The organism is Pontibacter korlensis, from assembly GCF_000973725.1.
GTDB lineage: Bacteria > Bacteroidota > Bacteroidia > Cytophagales > Hymenobacteraceae > Pontibacter > Pontibacter korlensis.
Genome location: NZ_CP009621.1, coordinates 2,878,277 through 2,894,901 on the forward strand (window position 1 = coordinate 2,878,277; position 16,625 = coordinate 2,894,901).

The window sequence follows — 16,625 nt, forward strand, 5'->3', positions numbered from 1 at the left end:
GACCCAGCTTTGCAGCAAGAGGCTGCCCGAGCTGTTATGGGTATTGTGCTTGCGAATAATGTATTTCAGGGCAATGTGGTGCGGCAGCATCTGAATAAAACCTTGGGGGGGTTAACGGGACCAGATAGCGAATATTCGAAAGCATCAATTCGTAAGTTTTTGGACGAGATGCCAGAGGGCGAGGGCTTTGTCGCGCTTTTTAATGGCAAAGACCTGACAAGCTGGAAAGGTTTGGTGGCAAACCCGATAGAGCGTGCTAAAATGGATAAGAACACACTGGCGCAGAAGCAAAAGCAGGCTGATGAACAGATGCGCCAAAGCTGGGTAGTAGAAAAGGGGAACTCATTTTTACAGGCAAAGGCGATAACATCGCCACTGTGAAAAACTATGGCGACTTTGAAATGTTTGTCGACTGGAAAATTTTCGACGGTGGCCATAAGGAAGGTGATGCTGGTATCTACCTGCGAGGAACGCCACAGGTACAGATTTGGGATACTTCCCGCGTGAATGTGGGTGCACAGGTCGGTTCTGGTGGTTTGTATAATAACCAGGTACATGAAAGTTAACCGCTTAAGGTGGCCGATAACGCGCTAGGTGAGTGGAACAACTTCAGAATTCTGATGCAGGGCGACCGTGTAACAGTATACCTGAACGGTGAGCTGGTAACGGAAAATGTAATTCTGGAGAACTACTGGGACAGAAAGCTTCCTATATTCCCTGAAGAGCAACTGGAGTTACAGGCGCACGGCTCTCGGGTAGCGTATCGTGTTATTTACATACGCGAGATACCACGGCCTAAGCCTTTTGAACTTAGTGCCGCTGAGAAGAAGGAAGGGTTTAAAGTGTTATCTAATGGATCTAACATGCACAACTGGCAAGGAAACACGACAGACTATGTTGTCGAGAACGGAGAGCTGGTGGTTCGGGAGCCTAAGTTTGGCAGCGGAGGTAATCTGTTCACGAAAGATGAGTTCAGTGACTTTGTCTTCCGTTTTGAATTCAAACTAACACCTGGAGCAAACAATGGCTTGGGTATCCGTACGCCGCTGGAGGGAGATGCTGCCTACGAAGGTATGGAACTGCAAATCTTAGATAATGACGCCGACATTTATAAAGACCTGAAAGAATACTAATACCACGGTTCTGTGTATGGTGTCATTCCAGCCAGGCGTGGTTATTTAAAGCCAGTGGGGGAGTGGAACTACAAAGAAGTGATGGTAAAGGGTAACAAAATAAAAGTGGTTTTAAACGGAACCACCATTTTGGACGGAGACATAGCACAAGCTAGCAAGAATGGTACTCTGGACGGTAATGAGCATCCGGGCCTGAAACGTGCCAAAGGGCACATCGGATTCTTAGGACACGGCTCTACTGTCTGGTTTCGCAATATTCGGGTGAAAGACTTGAGCAAAAAATAAGGTTCAACTCAAAGAAAACTAAAGTACCCTGTTAGCCATATTAGAAAGGTTAGCAGGGGTACTTTAGTTTTGCAAGATGAAAAAACTGGCAGTATATTTTAAGCTTCTGCTCTCAAGTACTCTTTTTGGTAGCCTTGCGGAGTTGTGCCCACAATCTGTTTGAAATTTTTATGGAAGCAGCTAAAGTTATTGAAACCACTTTCAAAGCAGAGTTGCTTAATGCTCATTTTATTGTCTATGATAAGTTTACAGGCAAAGCCTATTCGTATCTCTGTAAGAAATTGGGAGTATGTTTTGCCTGTTCTTTCTTTAAAGTAGCGGCAAAATGAGTTTGGAGTCATGCCAGCTATTTCAGCTATTTCATCCAACTGAATCTTTCTTTGAAAACAGGAAAGGGTATGTTCATAAATGGCATTAATGCGTTCGTTCTCGGTGTCTGAAAGTTCGGCCTGAAAACCTATAGAAGAGAGCAGCGTGAGATCTGTTTCTTCAGCTATAACCACTAAGCATTTCATCAAGATAATCATTCGATGTGCACCTGTTGCCTGGTATGCTTTCCCCATCAATTTGCTTACTGTCTTTGCGGCCCTGCCATTTATCAGAATACCTCTTTTGGCTTTGTCTAGCAGCGCTTTTACTTGTTTGTTTTCAGGTAGATTAAGGAACCTGTCCCCCCAAAAATTCTCAGTAAAATGAATGGTGGTTGTATAAGCTACTGTGTTATTGACATCATATAAGTATTTGTCGTCAAACCTCCAGTAGTGGGGCAGATTTGCGCCTACTAATACAACGTCGTCAGGACCGAAACGCATAATGCTATCTCCTACGAACTGCATGCCACTTCCTTTATGGAAATGGATGAGTTCTACTTCAGGGTGGAAATGCCATCTGTTGTTCATGTACGGGATCATATTCTGGCGTACACTGAAGGAATTAGTTGGTCCGGTTGCAACTTTAAGTAAATGTGGTTTCATAGGTGAATTTTAGAATAAGTGTGTGGTATAGGGTAAAAAAAGAACAATGGGGGTGTTGTTGAGTGATCACTTTCCTAAAGTAGGATTTTTTTTAATTATTATCAACTTATTAATCAGTTAATTATAAATGAGTGATTCTTGTACAAGTAATGTTAAGATGTAGTTGGCGGTTTGGGCTCGGACAGCTATCAAAGCCATTTGAGAAATAAGGCGCCTTTCTCACCGACAGTTGGGAGTTCTGTCTGAGGTGAGGGTACAGAAGGGCCTTTCTGTAGATGACTCTAAGAAAAGCCGGTCGAGCAATAGAAACTAGATGAGCTTTTCTACGCTAGGCTCACCGGTCGCTTCCAAACATAGGCAACACAAAGATTTTATCTCATGCAGAAGGCTGCGCAGATGCTGTGGGGATTATAAGCGGGTATCAGAACGCCTTTGGAGGAATGGCAAGAGCTACAAGCTTATCTTTTCCTGTTGAATATTAGCCTTATATTTTTATATTAGTACAAATGTACAGGTGCTATCTATTCAACATTCTGCATGAAAAACACTGCTTTCTCATTCCTCAAAAGTAAACATAGGACATTCTTGTTAGCTGCCTTGCTTCCTGGTCTGCTTCTTCCAGGGTGCAAAGAGTCTGTTCCCACTGATACAAGAATCACAGAAATGCCTCCGGAGGTGACTGCTCAGATGGCTACTTCAATTGAGGCCCTTGTTAAACCTGAGCTGGCGGAAGGGCTGAGCTTTCGCTTATGGGGCGTAGACTCTTTGGTAGCAGATCCTATCTCTATTGATATAGACGACCATGGCAGGCTATACTATACCAGAACCAACAGGCAGAAAAATTCAGAGTTTGATATCAGGGCGCACCAGGATTGGGAAGTAGGATCAATTCAGCTGCAAACGGTAGAGGATAAACGAGCTTTCTTACGCAAAGTGCTGTCGCCGGAGAACAGCGAGAAGAACAAATGGCTGAAAGACCTAAACAATGATGGTTCGCACGACTGGCGGGATATGACCATAGAGAAAGAGCATGTGTATCGCTTGGAGGATACTTCCGGAGATGGTGTTGCTGATAAATCTCAGCTGGTAGTAGAGGACTTTAATGACGAAGTAACTGATGTTGCTGGAGCCATATTAGCGCATGGCGAAGATATTTTTGTGGGTGTGGCTCCTGATTTGTGGCGCATGCAGGACAGCAACGGGGATGGCATTGCAGATGAAAAGACTTCTCTTTCTCATGGATATGGCATACATCTCGGTTTTAGTGGCCACGGTATGTCTGGCCTGGAGATGGGGCCAGATGGAAAAATTTACTGGGGTATTGGCGACATAGGTTTTAACGGCAAAGGCTTGGATGGGCAGAAGTGGGAGTATCCTAACAGTGGTGTTATAGCCCGCTGCAACCCTGATGGCAGCGATTTTGAGATTTTTGCAGGAGGCCTTCGCAACACCCACGAGTTTGTTTTTGATGAATACGGCAACCTTATAAGCGAGGACAACGACGGCGACCACCCTGGCGAGAATGAACGTCTGGTTTATATTGTAAACGGCTCCGATACAGGCTGGCGCATTAACTGGCAGTTTGGTAAATACCGTGACCCGGATAACAACACCTACAAAGTGTGGATGGATGAAAAAATGTATAAACCACGCTTTGAGGGACAGGCGGCTTATATCACTCCAGCCATTGCCAACTATGTGAGCGGACCAACAGGGATGCTATATAATCCCGGCACTGCATTAAGTCCAAAGTATAAAAACACCTTTTTTATAGTTGAGTTTGTGGGAAGCCCTGCACAGTCAGGTATACATGCTTTCAAGCTTAAGCAAAAAGGTGCTGGCTTTGAGCTGGGAGAAAGTAACAAAATCATGAGCGGCGTATTGGCTACTGGTATCGACTTTGGCCCAGATGGCGCCATGTATGTAGCCGACTGGGTAGACGGGTGGGGCACCAAGGACCATGGACGCATCTGGAAGCTAGATGACAAAGAAGGAGCAGCATGGCCAGAGCGCCAGTTAACTCAGAAGCTTTTAGCGGAAGATTTTACCAAACGCAAAGATAATGAGTTAGGTGAGTTGTTGAAAAACGAAGACATGCGTGTGCGTCAGAAGGCGCAGTTTGAATTAGCCAAACGTGGGGCGAATGGGGCCAAGGTGTTTCAGTATAGCATTACCCAAAAAGACCATCAGTTAGCCCGGGTGCATGGCATCTGGGGCATCAGCCAGCTGGCCCGCCAGGATGAGAAGTATGCAAAGCTGTTGTTCCCTTTACTAAAAGACCAGGACCCTGAGATTAGAGCACAAGCTGCCAAATGGTTAGGCGACGTGCGCTATAAAGAGGCTGGTGCAGCTCTTATACCACTACTGAAGGATTCCAACAGCCGTGCCCGTTTCTTTGCTGCGGAAGCGCTCGGGCGTATAGCTTATGAGCCAGCAGTTAATCCAATAATTGAGCTGCTGAAAGCGAACAACGACGAAGATGTTTACATTCGTCATGCCGGTAGCCTGGCCCTTGCCCGTATAGGAAAAGCTGAACCGATAGTAGCACTGGCAAATCATTCGTCACGCGCCCTACGCATTGCGGCTGTAGTAGCACTCCGCCGTATGCAGCATCCTGGTGTTGCCAACTTCCTGAAAGATCAGGATGAGTATGTAGTAACAGAAGCGGCAAGGGCTATAAATGACGACCTTTCCATCAAACAGGCACTTCCTGCTTTAGGAAACGTGTTGCAGAATCCCCGCTTGACAGATGAGGCTCTTGTCAGACGCGCAATAAATGCCAACCTGCGCGTTGGTACGCCGCAGGCCATGCAAAACCTTATTGACTACGCTCAACGAGAAAGTGCGCCAGTGGCTATGAGAGCAGAAGCAATGGATGCTCTAAGTACCTGGGCAAGTCCTTCTGTGCTAGACCGTGTTGATGGCCGCTACAGAGGCGTAATCAAACGTGAGCCTGCATTGGTGAAGAGTAAGGCTGCTGATGCGCTAGTAACAATTTCGACACATAAAGAAGCACCCTTAAGATTAAGTGCAGTTAAGGCTTTGGGTAAACTAGAGATCAGTCAGGCAGCCCCTCAGCTGTTTTCACGCTTGAAAAATGATAAGCAGCCAGAAGTGCGTGTGGCGGCGTTAAAATCGCTTGCAGCACTTAAAGGCCCAGCAGTAGGAGAAGCCATTGAACAGGCGCTTGCTGACCAGGAGAAAAGTGTTCGTGTGGAAGGATTGAATATGCTGGCAGATATGGATATATCAAAAGAATTGATGGTGTCCTTGCTTTCTGATGTAATCAACAAGCGAACAGCGGAAGAAAAACAAGCAGCACTCCTGACGCTCGGAACATTACCGCTACAGTACTCTCAACCAGTATTTGAGCAACTATTAACTAAGTTGGAGAAGGGAAAACTGCCATCCGAAGTTCACCTGGAATTGGCAGAGGCAATCGACAGTACAAAATCTCCGCAATTGATAGCCAGGTATAAGGAAGTAAGTGCCAGTCAGTCGCCAGATGCGCTAGCAGCTTCATTTGAAGGAAGTTTATTTGGAGGCGATGCTGAAAGAGGCCGCAGGATCTTCTTTAGCCATCAGACAGCTCAGTGTATACGCTGCCATTCCTATGATGACATGGGCGGCAATGCAGGTCCTCGTTTGAATGGTATCTCCAAAAAACTTACTCGTCCGCAATTGCTGGAGGCTTTGGTGAACCCTAGTGCACGTTTAGCACCAGGCTATGGTGTAGTAACGGTTGAGCTTAAAAACGGACAGTCGGTAAGCGGAATTTTGCAAGGAGAGAAGGAGAACAGCTTGCTTGTCAGAGTAGGCGGACAACCAGATACCTTAATTCGCAAAAGTGATATTGCGAAGCGTGTTAATGCGGCTTCCAGTATGCCTAGCATGCAGCATCTGCTCTCAAAAAGAGAGATAAGGGATGTGGTAAGCTTCCTGGCTACTCTGGAAGAGGACCATATCTAAGTCAAAAGGCTAGAAAGGCAGAAAGTTGAGAGGTTTAGAATACTTTTACCTTAACTTTCTGCCTTTCTAATTTATTGATTTCTTAACTACAAATACTGTTCGATATCGCCGGCGCCTTCGCGTAGCACCTCAAAAGTATTGTTGGTGGCATCCACTACAGTTGAGGCTATGTTGTTCCCATATCCTCCGTCCACTACAGCATCTACCAGGTTTCTATACTTCTCAAAGATCAACTCCGGATCGGTGCTGTACTCAATCACCTGGTCGTCGTCGTGAATGGAAGTGGAGATGATAGGGTTTCCCAGTTCCTTCACCAGCTGTAGCGCAATGTTGTTGTCGGGCACACGAATGCCTACTGTTTTCTTTTTGGCGCTGGCATACTTTGGTGTGTTGCTTGTGGCATTTAGTATAAAGGTAAAAGGGCCCGGAAGCGCCTTCTTCATTACCTTATATGTAGGCGTGTCTATCTTAGCGTAGTCTGAGATGTGGGTAAGGTCAGAGCAGATGAAAGACAAGTTTACCTTGTCGGGCTTCACACCTTTTATCTGACAGACACGCTCTATGGCACGGGCATTATGGATATCGCAGCCAAGGCCATAGATAGTATCTGTTGGATAAATAATCACCCCTCCATTACGTAGGATGTCCGCTACTTCGCGTACTTTGCGTTCCTGAGGGTTATCGGGGTGTATCTGTATAAAGGCTGCGTTACTCATAGTTTTAGATATCTGTTAGGTGTTCAAAAATAGAAATACTCTTTTGCCAGCATAAGCGTTGCAAATCTATACTTGCACCTAGCCATTGAACTCGCTACGGAGCAGGCTGTATATCTCCAAGTCGTGGAAATGTCCGTTCAGGATTTCCCCGTGGCGTTGCACACCTTCCAAAGTAAATCCGAGCTTCTTGGGTATATTGCTGCTGCGATCGTTGCCTACACCTACCCTTATCTCTACACGGTTCATGCGCAGCTTTTCAAATGCATAGCTTAACAAAGTTTGGCAGGAGCGACGCATAATGCCCTTCCCTTGCATACCTTCAGCCAACCAATAGCCAATTTCTACTTTCTTGTTTAGCTTGTCAATGCCTTTGTAACCGATAAGCCCGCAGACTTCCTGCTCATGCACAATCACAAATACCATATCAGAAGTGTTTGTTGGTGCTGTCACATACTTTAGGTAGGCTTCGGTGTCGGCTACATCCTGGCTGTAATCTATGAAAGGCAGCCAGCGGCGGAGGTAAGGCCGGTCACGGTCGATGATGTAGTAGAGGGCTGCGGCATCAGCGGGAGTAGCCCGGCGCAGGTACAAATCAGTAGCAACGGGCAACTGCAGCAAAGGGGCAGTGGTTTTCATAGTTTTATTATTTGCATCGTATATGTAGACAAGATAGAGAACTTACTGCAAAAAAACGCAATCCTATCTCTGTTCAAACAAAGAGTAAAAGCAGTAGCTGGTAATATTGCAGCGGAGGCTCCTGATAAGACTAAACAGTACAGCTATGAAAAGAATCACACTACTTACCCTCCTGCTAATTTCTTACTTTACTGCTGCTGCGCAGGATCAACCTAACCTTACCGTAGGAGCAAAGGCAGGGATAAACCTCTACAGCATCAGCAGCGATGCACTTGTGGAAGATGATGATGTAGGTTTAAGCTATGAGTTTGGCATTTATGGGCGAATCGGCGATCGTTTGTTCGTGCAGCCGGAGCTGCACTTTGTAAGCCACAAAACACATTTGATCACCTTAACACAGCCAACCCCTGGTGAACGGGATGCTATTACGGTACGCTACCTGCGGCTACCAGTGTTACTAGGGTATCGCACCGATTATGATGGCAGGTTGGCCTCAAGAGTACGCTTTATGGCAGGGCCTTCCATCTCGTATGCCGTATCTGTGGCAGACAATAACCTAAACATACAGCGTAACGATATTCATAATGCCCAATTTGCCCTTAACGGCGGAGTTGGTTTCGAACTTTGGATATTGCACCTGGACCTCATGTACAATCACTACCTTACTTCATTTTTTAATGATGGACGATCGGAGGGAAAAGGACGCGCTTTTTCTATAACGGCAGGGCTTGGTTTCTAACTTGATATACTGTAGCACATGCAGCAAAGTACTGTAATACTTGTACCTGGCCTCGGTGATTCAGGGCCGCAGCACTGGCAAACCCTATGGCAGCAACATCATCCTTCTTTCGAGCGGGTAAAGCAGGAGGATTGGGACACACCTAACTGTGATGACTGGGTTGAGGTGCTGCAGGATGCGGTGCAACAGTATAAACCCAATCAGGTGGTGCTGGTGGCACACAGTTTGGCTTGTATAGCTGTTACCTTTTGGGCACAGAAATATAAAACCAGCATTAAAGGGGCTTTACTGGTGGCGCCTGCTGACACCGAAGCTGCTTCTTTTCCAAAAGGAGTTACTGGCTTTGCACCCATACCCATGGAGAAGCTACCTTTTAAGAGCGTTTTGGTGAGCAGCAGCAACGATAGTTATATCTCTGCCAAACGGGCGCAGCAACTGGCTAGGGCATGGGGTAGCCAGTACGTTAATCTGGGTTTGGCAGGGCATATTAACAGTACCTCTGGTTACGGCCGATGGGACGAAGGGCTGGAGTTGCTAAGGAGCCTCTGCGGTACCACACGCCTCTGATGCTTTATAACAAATGAATAGGGAGGGAAGAAGAAACTCCTAGTTAATCTGCTTCCTGAAACCTCCTTTGCCATTGCCCCGGCCGCCCTTGTTTTTGCTTCCGAAGCCTTTGGTGCGGGTGGTGCCGGTGTCTTTGCTGGCAACGCTTTTCAGTTGTTCTATTTCTTCAGGTATCAATTCGCGCCACTCACCGGGTTGCAAGTTACCTAATGTAAGAGGGCCGATGCTTGGGCGTATCAGGCGTAGTGTCGGGTAGCCTACAGCGGCAGTCATGCGGCGAACCTGGCGGTTCATGCCTTGTGATATCTTAATTTCTAACCAGGAAGTTGGGATGTGTTTGCGGTAGCGTATGGGTTTAGTGCGCTCCCATACTTGCGGCTCTTTTTCCAGCAGCTGTACTTTGGCTGGGGTAGTTTTGCTGCCCTTGATCTGTACGCCTAGTCTCAGCCTTGTCAGCGCTTCGTCTGCGGGAATGTCGTCTACCTGTACCCAATAAGTCTTTTCTACCTTAAACTTAGGGTCGGACAAGCGGTGCTGCAGCTGTTTGTCATCTGTCAAAAGCACAAGGCCTTCGCTATCGTAGTCGAGGCGACCAACAGGATAGATGCCAGGTACGGGCACATAATCTTTTAATGTGGCACGGCCTTCCTCATCCGTGAACTGAGTTAATACTTCGAAAGGCTTATTTACTATAATGTATCTCAAAGGATGTGTGTTTAAATTTAATCTTGATCTGGTCGGTTGTTAGACTGCCATTCCTCAAACTCTGGCTTCAGGAGCGAGAACAGGAGGGTGTCCTGCATCTGGCCGCTTATCTGGTAACGGTTACGCACCAGGCCCTCTTGCTTAAAGCTGAAATGCTGTACTAGCTGCAGCGAGGGTGTGTTGCCGGGGGCCACAAAAGCTTCTACCCGGTACAGGTCCATCTGGCTGAATCCAAAGGTAAGTATACTTTCCAGCGCTTCCTGCATTAGCCCTTTGTTTTTATACTTTTCATCCGTCATGGCATAGCCTATCTCTGCCCGCCGATGACTTGGCACCCAGGTATGAAAGTCGCAGTGGCCAATAACCTGGTGCGTGTCCCGGTCGAGCAACTGAAAGCCTTTATAGTCGGTGTAATAGGTTGTGATGCCTTTCGTATACCGTTCCTCCATTTCCTCAAAGTCCTGTTCTGTTTTCAGGTGCAGGTAATCCATTATCTCCTGCTTTGTCTTCTTTAGGAACAGTTGGTTAAAAATAGTAGGCGATAGTTCACGGAGTAAGAGCCGTTTAGTAGATAGTATGATAGGGGAGGCATTAAACATAGTACAGCGTATAAAACCGATCTATGGATTATACTTCTGTAGCTGTGTCATGTTGCCTTGTCAGGCTAAAGCCACGAACAAGTATAAAGTTGAGGTTGTCGCCCTTTCACTAATACATGTTAGAAGTTAATAGCTGCCGTTATACTTGCGCACAAACCATTCGATGCACACCAAGCCAAGCAGCAGGAAGAAGAGCCATTTCAGGTCTACCACATCGCTTAACTCTTCCTGGCTGTAGATAACGTTTTTGTGTTCGGCCTGCAGAATGTCCTGTTCCAGTTGTTGTACCTCTTGTGGATAGTATAGCCTGGAGCTGCTGTTGCTGGCTAGCTGGTAGAGCAGGTTATGATCGGCTACTGCATTAAGGGCCTCCAGCTGTAACTCTTCTACTATAAACTCGCCTTCATCTTTCTGCCGTTGGCCATTTATACTTGCTGTCGCGGAGTAAGTGTAGCGACCACCGGGAAGTGTGCCAATGTTTACACCGCTCTGGTTCTCGCCATTAGCAAAGGGGAAGGTTCTGGCCTGCTCGTCTTCGCCGGTTACAGTTAAGGTGATGTTCTGGCCATAGATGGGCTCCAACGCTTCATTATAGGCCTCAGCATTAAAGCGGATTTCGTCTGTGCTGGTGTACTCGGTCTGCACCGGGTAAACGTTCAGGCGCTTCTTGTTTCGAGGGGCGCTTAGTAGCTGCACCATGTTTGTGATGAGCTGGTTATATACCTGCGGTTGCTCGTGATTAGCAGCCTCCTGAAGGCGCCACTGCCAGGTGCCAGATGCTAGTAACACAGCATTTCGTTTGTCGCCCGAGGTTTGCACTGCCAGTAGTGGCTTATTGGTACGTACGCGGCCAACCTGCTGGTAAAGCACTACCTCTGTGTTAGGGGCTAAGCTAATCTCGCCGAAAGGTACACGAGCCGGAGGATATTCCTGTAGCCGCTCTGTAGCATTCTCTGGCAGCTGAAAATTGCTAAAGCTGGAGTTTGGCACTGCCGTTACCTCATCTGTCTGTCCGGTGGTTCTTAAATTCACACCAACATTCAGACGGTTGAAATTAGCCAAGTCGCTCTGCGGGCCAAGAATGTAAAGGGCAGGCAGGTTTTTCTGGCGCACCAGGTTCAGGGCAGGCTCAGCTCCGGCCATTCGTCCCGGTAGCTGGTGTAGCACCGCCACATCGTAATCCTGCTGCTGCAGTTCGTTAAGCGAAGGTATAAACAGTGTAGTCTCGTAATTCTCGTTGGACTCAATGGCCGTTCGGATAGCTTTTATATCAGGGTGAGGGGCGGCGGCGGCGATAAGAACTTTAATTTTACCCTTCACCACATCGATGTACGCGTGCTTAGTGTTGTTGAGTGTGGTAAACTCGCCCTGAAGCGGCTCTACCTGTACCACGTAATGTCTTTTGCCCAGCCCATTGGCCAGCACCTGGAAAGGTACCTGTTGTATAGGTTGGTTTTCGCGGAGCAGCACCTTTTTAGAGGCTATGGTTCTGCCATTCTCCTGTAGTATAACGTTGGCAGTTCTTCCGCCAAAGCCCTCATGCTGCAGCTCTACTTCCAATGGGAAGCGGTTGCCGCTATAGTTTACTTTGTTGTACCGCAGTGACGTTACCACTACATCCCTTTTAGGAACAGTATCGCCGACAGCCACAGGGTATAAAGCAAAGCCGTAGTTGGCGTAGGTAGGCGACATTCCCTGGTTTACGATTCCGTCTGAAAGTAACACCACACCTGCCAGGTTTTGTTCTGCATAGCTATCCTGTACCTGCTGTAGCATCTGGCTCAGGTTTGTAGTCTCAGAGCCATACCTTACTTCGCTTATACTTTGTACTTGCTGTTCCTGGCTTAGTGTCTGTACTGCCGTAGCGTATCCTTGTTCCTCCAGTCGCTCACGTACCTGCTGTAACCGCTCTTGTACTGTCCGTAGCTCAACCGAATCGGAAAACAGCTCCATCGACTGCGAGTTGTCTATAGCAAAAACAATAGTAGGCGGCACAGTAGTGTTGGATACGTACCTTACAAGCGGCTCCATCAGCAGGAAAGACAGTATACTTACTACGACAAACCGCAGTGCTGCCAGCGCATAATTAATAGGCTTTGGCCAGGGGGCCTTTTTACTGTATAATAGCCAAGCGTATAATGCACCTGCGGCCAGACATGCAAGTATAAGCCAGGGTGAGGCCGAAGTTATAAGGCGGAAGCTGTTCAATGCTATATATAATTTGAATTATGTATGCCGTATTATGAATGCTTGTACGGTTGATCTTTAAAAGCTACTTGCCCAAACTTAATTTTTGTGTCAAGTATATCGATACACCTGAAATTACCAATTGCTCTAACTTCATTCTCAGAGGTTCTCAAGGTAAGCAGTTCGGTGCCAAACCAGTTGTTAAGCATCCTGGTATACTTTTTCCCAGATTCCAGCACTGTCATGTTATCCTCTGTTGACTTTATGCGCATACCATTTAGTTGCAGTAGTTCCACAGCCCACTTTGCAACGTAAGCCGGATCATTTACCTCCGAGATGATAAGCTCATGCTTGCGTGAAGAATAGGCAAAAGCAGCGGCATTAAATAAAGGCAGCAGAATATAAAGAACTGCAACAGAGCTAAAATATTCTGGCAGTGACTCTCCTTTGTTCACAATCAGGTAGAAGCCGGCCACCATTACGGTAAACAGGCTTAGCATCAAGGCAAAGTACGCCAGAAAATTTTTGAGCTGAGGTTTGTAAGATAGAGATGCTGTTTTCATAGTTGGTTTAGGTGAAGAGTATTAGCTATTGCCAGTACTAAATATAAAAGAAAAAGGCCAATACAGCTAACATAAGTGCAGCGGCATTGGCCTTTTGAAAGTATAAATCAGGAATGGCGAGTTACAAAGTACAGTAAAAGCTCATCCTTGGATTTAGATTATTAAGTAAGCATGCCGCCATCTACCTGCAGCACCTGGCCGGAGATGTAGGCAGAATCGTCAGATGCCAGGAACACGGCTGCTTTGGCTACATCCTCTGGAGTACCTCCGCGCTTCAACGGAATAGCCTTGCGCCATTCGTCTACCACCTTCTGGTCCAATTCGCCCGTCATTTCTGTTTCGATAAAGCCAGGGGCAATAGCGTTGCAACGGATATTACGTGAGCCCAGCTCCAGCGCTACAGACTTAGTAAAGCCAATGATACCAGCTTTAGAAGCCGCATAATTAGCCTGGCCTGCATTGCCTTTTATACCCACAACAGAGGTAATGTTGATAACAGAGCCGCTTTTTGCGCGCATCATATGTTTCGTAGCGGCCTTGGTTACTGCAAACACAGACTTCAGGTTCACGTTCATCACGGCATCCCACTGCTCTTCGTTCATACGCATCAGCAGTCCGTCTCGCGTGATTCCGGCATTGTTCACCACAACGTCGATTTTGCCAAACTCTTTTACCACGTCCTCTACCAGTTGCTCAGCCTGTACATAGTCAGAGGCGTCGGAGCGATAGCCTTTTACTTTGCCACCGTCAGCTGCTAGCTCCTGCTCCAGTTGCTGTCCTTTTTCTACACTTGAGAGGTAGGTAAACGCTACCTGTGCACCCATCTGCACAAATTGTTGTGCTATGGCGCGGCCTATTCCTTTTGATGCTCCGGTTACCAGAGCTACTTTTCCTTCTAATGCTTTCATAAGAGCCAAAGTTAAAAAAGATTTCTGTAATCGGAAGGGAGGTACGGGGCGCGAACCAAAGCTCTGGGTAAAGCTGCTGTTTTGTAAGCTATTGTGCCAAGTATAGTAAAGGTAAAATAGAAGCAAAAAGCATGATATAAGCTGTGCTGATGCTATGTGTTATCTTATGTTATTTATTGCAACATATTTATAATCTGATTATTGTGGAGGAATTGACTTTTATTTTTATAGGTTAAAGTCTATTTTCGTGGCGAATTCTAACCAAAGGTACATTAAAACTCATGTTGAAACGCAGTAAAGGACTTGCCATCCTGATCGCGTTGTCGTTGTTTATTTGCATTACGGCTGCGCAAACTTTGGACTTTTCCCCAGCTGACCTGTTCGGTGCTAAAAGAGCAGAAGCGGCTCCTTCCGCGGGATTTTTAAAAGATGTAGAAGGTAAAAAAGGCCCCGCACCCGTTGTCTACGGCATCGCCACCGATTCGATGGAAATTGTAGAAGGAGTGGTAGAGCGTGGCGAGGTGCTCTCGCAGATACTTGCGCAGTACAACATAGATCCCACCACTGTTTACAACCTGGCTCAGAAAGCCAAAGAAATTTATAATGTGCGTCGCATAGCTGCAGGCCGAAACTACATGATCCTGCACAACCGGGACTCTGCGCAAACCGCCCGATATTTTATTTATGAGCCTAACCAGGTAGAGTACGTTATCTACGACCTGCGCGACAGCCTGGCTGTTACCCTAAACAAGCGCAAAGTGGAGGTAATTGAGCGAACTATCGCCGGTGAAATCAACAGCTCGCTGTATGTAAGTATGGTAGAGGCTGGAGGGTCCCCACAATTGGTAAACAGCTTTGCCGACATTTTTGCCTGGCGCCTCGACCTAAACCGTTTGCAGCCTGGCGATAGCTTTAAGCTAATTTATGAAGAGAAGGTGGTGAATGGAGCAACAATAGGCTTTGGTGAGCTGAAGTCAGCTGTTTTTGAGCATGAAGGCGAGGAGATCTATGCCATCGGCTTCGATGAAGGCAGCGGCTTGAACTACTACGACCAAAAAGGGCAGAGCCTGAAAAGAGCTTTCCTGAAAGAGCCGCTGGAGTATACACGTATCAGTTCCCGCTTCTCTAAGCGCCGCTTCCATCCGGTGCAGAAGCGCTATAAAGCTCACCTGGGTACCGACTTTGCCGCGCCACGAGGCACTCCTATCCGAACTGTTGGCGATGGTGTAGTTGTGGCCGCCCATTATACCAGCGGCAACGGCTACTTTGTAAAGGTTCGTCACAACGACACCTATACTACACAGTACCTGCACATGTCTAAATTTGCGAAGGGAATTCGTAAAGGGGCACGTGTAAAGATGGGACAAACTATCGGCTATGTTGGTAGCACTGGCTTGGCTACGGGCCCGCACCTTTGCTACCGCTTCTGGAAGAACGGTCGCCAGGTAGATGCTCTCGGTGTAAAGCTGCCAGCAGCTAACCCTATCAGCAAAAAGAACAGAGGCAAGTTTGACATGGTGAAAGAGGAAACCATGCAACGTATGCAGGCTATTGATATCAAGAGTGTGAAACAGGAACTGTTAGCTTCCGGCAAAGACAAAAAACCAACAGATGCATAGAACTATACTTTGAGTGAACATTTGATTATATAAAGCAAGAGGCGCTGTTTTCAGCGTCTTTTGTTGTTTTAAGCAGGGTGGTAGGGCAGAGAGAGCAAAGTTATACTTATGACTCCTCATCTTTTGTGGGGGAGCAAGCTGTAATTTCAAAGCCTTAGTTAACCTGATTCCTGACCAAGAAACCCATAGCTATACTAGTGCTGCTTCCTTATACAGTTACTGTGTATCAGTTGAAGTGGCTAGGCGCTCATATAAACAAAAGAGACGCAGGAATGCGTCTCTTTTTACTGTATAATTTAATCAAGCTTAATCTCCCAGGTTCTTACTCGCAATACTTTTTGAGGTACTGCTCTGCCTCTTTTATGCCTAGCTGCTTAGCTTTAGTCCAGTCGGCACAGGCGTTAGTTTTCTCGCCGATATTGTAGCGTGATGCTCCTCGGTTGTAATAAGCTTCAGCATATTTTCCGTCCAGCTGAATAGCTTTGGAGTAATCGGTGATGGCGCCTCTATAGTCCCGCAGGGCGTATCGAACTAATCCACGGTTATTGTAGGCCCTGGCATCTTTGGGTTCCAACTCAATGCCTTTGTTGAAGTCTTGCAGTGCCATGCGGTAGTCGCGGAGGTTGTACTGCGAGAGTGCACGGCTCAGGTAAGCCTCTGTATACTTTGGGTCAGCAGCAATGGCTTTGGTGAAATCTTCAATGGCTCCCCTATAATCGCGAAGCCTGTCTTTAGCCACACCGCGGTTGGTAAGGGTAGGAGCGTGCTTTGGCTCTACCTGCAATACCCGGTCATATTCCTTTATGGCTTCCGTATACTTGCCAGCTTTAAACTTTTCATTTCCACGCACAAAGAAGTCCTTTACCGACTGCTGTGCCGATACATTTAGTGATACCAGGAAAAAGAAGATGAGAAGTAAATTTTTAGGCATACGAACTTTTGTTATACTTTCGGGACCCAAAAGTACGGTAGTCAACCGCAGTCTCAAAACCATTCCGGTGTTTTCAGTGCAAATATGCCTTTTT

General features: G+C 46.8%; 14 protein-coding genes and 1 pseudogene. 6 read left to right on the plus strand and 9 right to left on the minus strand.

Annotated elements, in window-relative coordinates; genetic code table 11:
• Window positions 1–9: 9 nt before the first annotated feature.
• Together PKOR_RS25275 and PKOR_RS25285 are read left to right on the plus strand one after the other, a co-directional pair.
• Entirely contained in the window at window positions 10–381 is a 372-nt protein-coding gene (locus tag PKOR_RS25275) for a hypothetical protein (protein ID WP_200897367.1), read from the plus strand.
• Window positions 378–1,418: pseudogene (locus PKOR_RS25285) on the plus strand (3-keto-disaccharide hydrolase). The gene PKOR_RS25275 and the pseudogene PKOR_RS25285 overlap by 4 nt, the downstream one beginning before the upstream one ends.
• A gap of 98 nt (window positions 1,419–1,516) precedes the next feature.
• Here the strand turns inward: PKOR_RS25285 and PKOR_RS12450 are convergent.
• A complete protein-coding gene (locus PKOR_RS12450) occupies window positions 1,517–2,392 on the minus strand; it encodes an AraC family transcriptional regulator (RefSeq protein WP_046311130.1) in 876 nt (291 codons plus the stop codon).
• Between the two features lie 537 nt (window positions 2,393–2,929).
• On the opposite strand from PKOR_RS12450, the gene PKOR_RS12455 reads away from it, so the two are divergent.
• The gene (locus tag PKOR_RS12455; protein ID WP_046311132.1) at window positions 2,930–6,361 is read left to right on the plus strand and encodes a HEAT repeat domain-containing protein; all 3,432 of its coding nucleotides are present in this window, start codon (window positions 2,930–2,932) and stop codon (window positions 6,359–6,361) included.
• A gap of 86 nt (window positions 6,362–6,447) precedes the next feature.
• Here PKOR_RS12455 and PKOR_RS12460 read toward each other — a convergent pair whose 3' ends face one another.
• Together PKOR_RS12460 and PKOR_RS12465 are read right to left on the minus strand one after the other, a co-directional pair.
• Window positions 6,448–7,077: an L-threonylcarbamoyladenylate synthase gene (locus PKOR_RS12460; protein WP_046311134.1), complete on the minus strand. Its 630-nt coding sequence runs from the start codon at window positions 7,075–7,077 to the stop codon at window positions 6,448–6,450.
• A gap of 78 nt (window positions 7,078–7,155) precedes the next feature.
• Window positions 7,156–7,713 (minus strand): GNAT family N-acetyltransferase, encoded by a 558-nt coding sequence (locus tag PKOR_RS12465; RefSeq protein WP_046311136.1) that lies wholly within the window; start codon window positions 7,711–7,713, stop codon window positions 7,156–7,158.
• Between the two features lie 145 nt (window positions 7,714–7,858).
• On the opposite strand from PKOR_RS12465, the gene PKOR_RS12470 reads away from it, so the two are divergent.
• Window positions 7,859–8,452, plus strand: a complete 594-nt coding sequence (locus PKOR_RS12470; protein ID WP_046311138.1) for an outer membrane beta-barrel protein — start codon at window positions 7,859–7,861, stop codon at window positions 8,450–8,452.
• Between the two features lie 18 nt (window positions 8,453–8,470).
• Window positions 8,471–9,019 (plus strand): RBBP9/YdeN family alpha/beta hydrolase, encoded by a 549-nt coding sequence (locus PKOR_RS12475; protein ID WP_046311139.1) that lies wholly within the window; start codon window positions 8,471–8,473, stop codon window positions 9,017–9,019.
• A gap of 39 nt (window positions 9,020–9,058) precedes the next feature.
• On the opposite strand, the gene PKOR_RS12480 is transcribed toward PKOR_RS12475, so the two are convergent.
• The 5 genes from PKOR_RS12480 to fabG form a co-directional block, all read right to left on the minus strand.
• Complete coding sequence (locus PKOR_RS12480) at window positions 9,059–9,724, minus strand: pseudouridine synthase (RefSeq protein ID WP_071843143.1); 666 nt, start codon at window positions 9,722–9,724, stop codon at window positions 9,059–9,061.
• Between the two features lie 17 nt (window positions 9,725–9,741).
• Entirely contained in the window at window positions 9,742–10,323 is a 582-nt protein-coding gene (locus PKOR_RS12485; RefSeq protein ID WP_046311141.1) for a GNAT family N-acetyltransferase, read from the minus strand.
• A gap of 126 nt (window positions 10,324–10,449) precedes the next feature.
• Window positions 10,450–12,354 (minus strand): vWA domain-containing protein, encoded by a 1,905-nt coding sequence (locus PKOR_RS12490; protein ID WP_235336261.1) that lies wholly within the window; start codon window positions 12,352–12,354, stop codon window positions 10,450–10,452.
• A gap of 209 nt (window positions 12,355–12,563) precedes the next feature.
• Window positions 12,564–13,073: a hypothetical protein gene (locus PKOR_RS12495; RefSeq protein WP_046311145.1), complete on the minus strand. Its 510-nt coding sequence runs from the start codon at window positions 13,071–13,073 to the stop codon at window positions 12,564–12,566.
• A gap of 161 nt (window positions 13,074–13,234) precedes the next feature.
• Window positions 13,235–13,981, minus strand: a complete 747-nt coding sequence (gene fabG / locus PKOR_RS12500; protein ID WP_046311147.1) for a 3-oxoacyl-[acyl-carrier-protein] reductase — start codon at window positions 13,979–13,981, stop codon at window positions 13,235–13,237.
• A gap of 281 nt (window positions 13,982–14,262) precedes the next feature.
• Here fabG and PKOR_RS12505 point away from each other — a divergent pair, with 281 nt between their 5' ends.
• A complete protein-coding gene (locus PKOR_RS12505) occupies window positions 14,263–15,600 on the plus strand; it encodes a peptidoglycan DD-metalloendopeptidase family protein (protein WP_046311149.1) in 1,338 nt (445 codons plus the stop codon).
• Window positions 15,601–15,922: 322 nt separating this feature from the next.
• On the opposite strand, the gene PKOR_RS12510 is transcribed toward PKOR_RS12505, so the two are convergent.
• Entirely contained in the window at window positions 15,923–16,531 is a 609-nt protein-coding gene (locus PKOR_RS12510) for a tetratricopeptide repeat protein (protein ID WP_046311150.1), read from the minus strand.
• Window positions 16,532–16,625 lie beyond the last annotated feature (94 nt).

Coding starts and splice junctions, on each gene's coding strand:
- PKOR_RS12505 (WP_046311149.1), top strand. CDS start 14,263: ATGTTGAAACGCAGTAAAGGACTTGCCATCCTGATCGCGTTGTCGTTG.
- PKOR_RS12470 (WP_046311138.1), top strand. CDS start 7,859: ATGAAAAGAATCACACTACTTACCCTCCTGCTAATTTCTTACTTTACT.
- PKOR_RS12485 (WP_046311141.1), bottom strand. CDS start 10,323: ATGTTTAATGCCTCCCCTATCATACTATCTACTAAACGGCTCTTACTC.
- PKOR_RS12510 (WP_046311150.1), bottom strand. CDS start 16,531: ATGCCTAAAAATTTACTTCTCATCTTCTTTTTCCTGGTATCACTAAAT.
- PKOR_RS12495 (WP_046311145.1), bottom strand. CDS start 13,073: ATGAAAACAGCATCTCTATCTTACAAACCTCAGCTCAAAAATTTTCTG.
- PKOR_RS12475 (WP_046311139.1), top strand. CDS start 8,471: ATGCAGCAAAGTACTGTAATACTTGTACCTGGCCTCGGTGATTCAGGG.
- PKOR_RS12450 (WP_046311130.1), bottom strand. CDS start 2,392: ATGAAACCACATTTACTTAAAGTTGCAACCGGACCAACTAATTCCTTC.
- PKOR_RS12460 (WP_046311134.1), bottom strand. CDS start 7,077: ATGAGTAACGCAGCCTTTATACAGATACACCCCGATAACCCTCAGGAA.
- fabG (WP_046311147.1), bottom strand. CDS start 13,981: ATGAAAGCATTAGAAGGAAAAGTAGCTCTGGTAACCGGAGCATCAAAA.
- PKOR_RS12490 (WP_235336261.1), bottom strand. CDS start 12,354: ATGGAGCCGCTTGTAAGGTACGTATCCAACACTACTGTGCCGCCTACT.
- PKOR_RS12455 (WP_046311132.1), top strand. CDS start 2,930: ATGAAAAACACTGCTTTCTCATTCCTCAAAAGTAAACATAGGACATTC.
- PKOR_RS12465 (WP_046311136.1), bottom strand. CDS start 7,713: ATGAAAACCACTGCCCCTTTGCTGCAGTTGCCCGTTGCTACTGATTTG.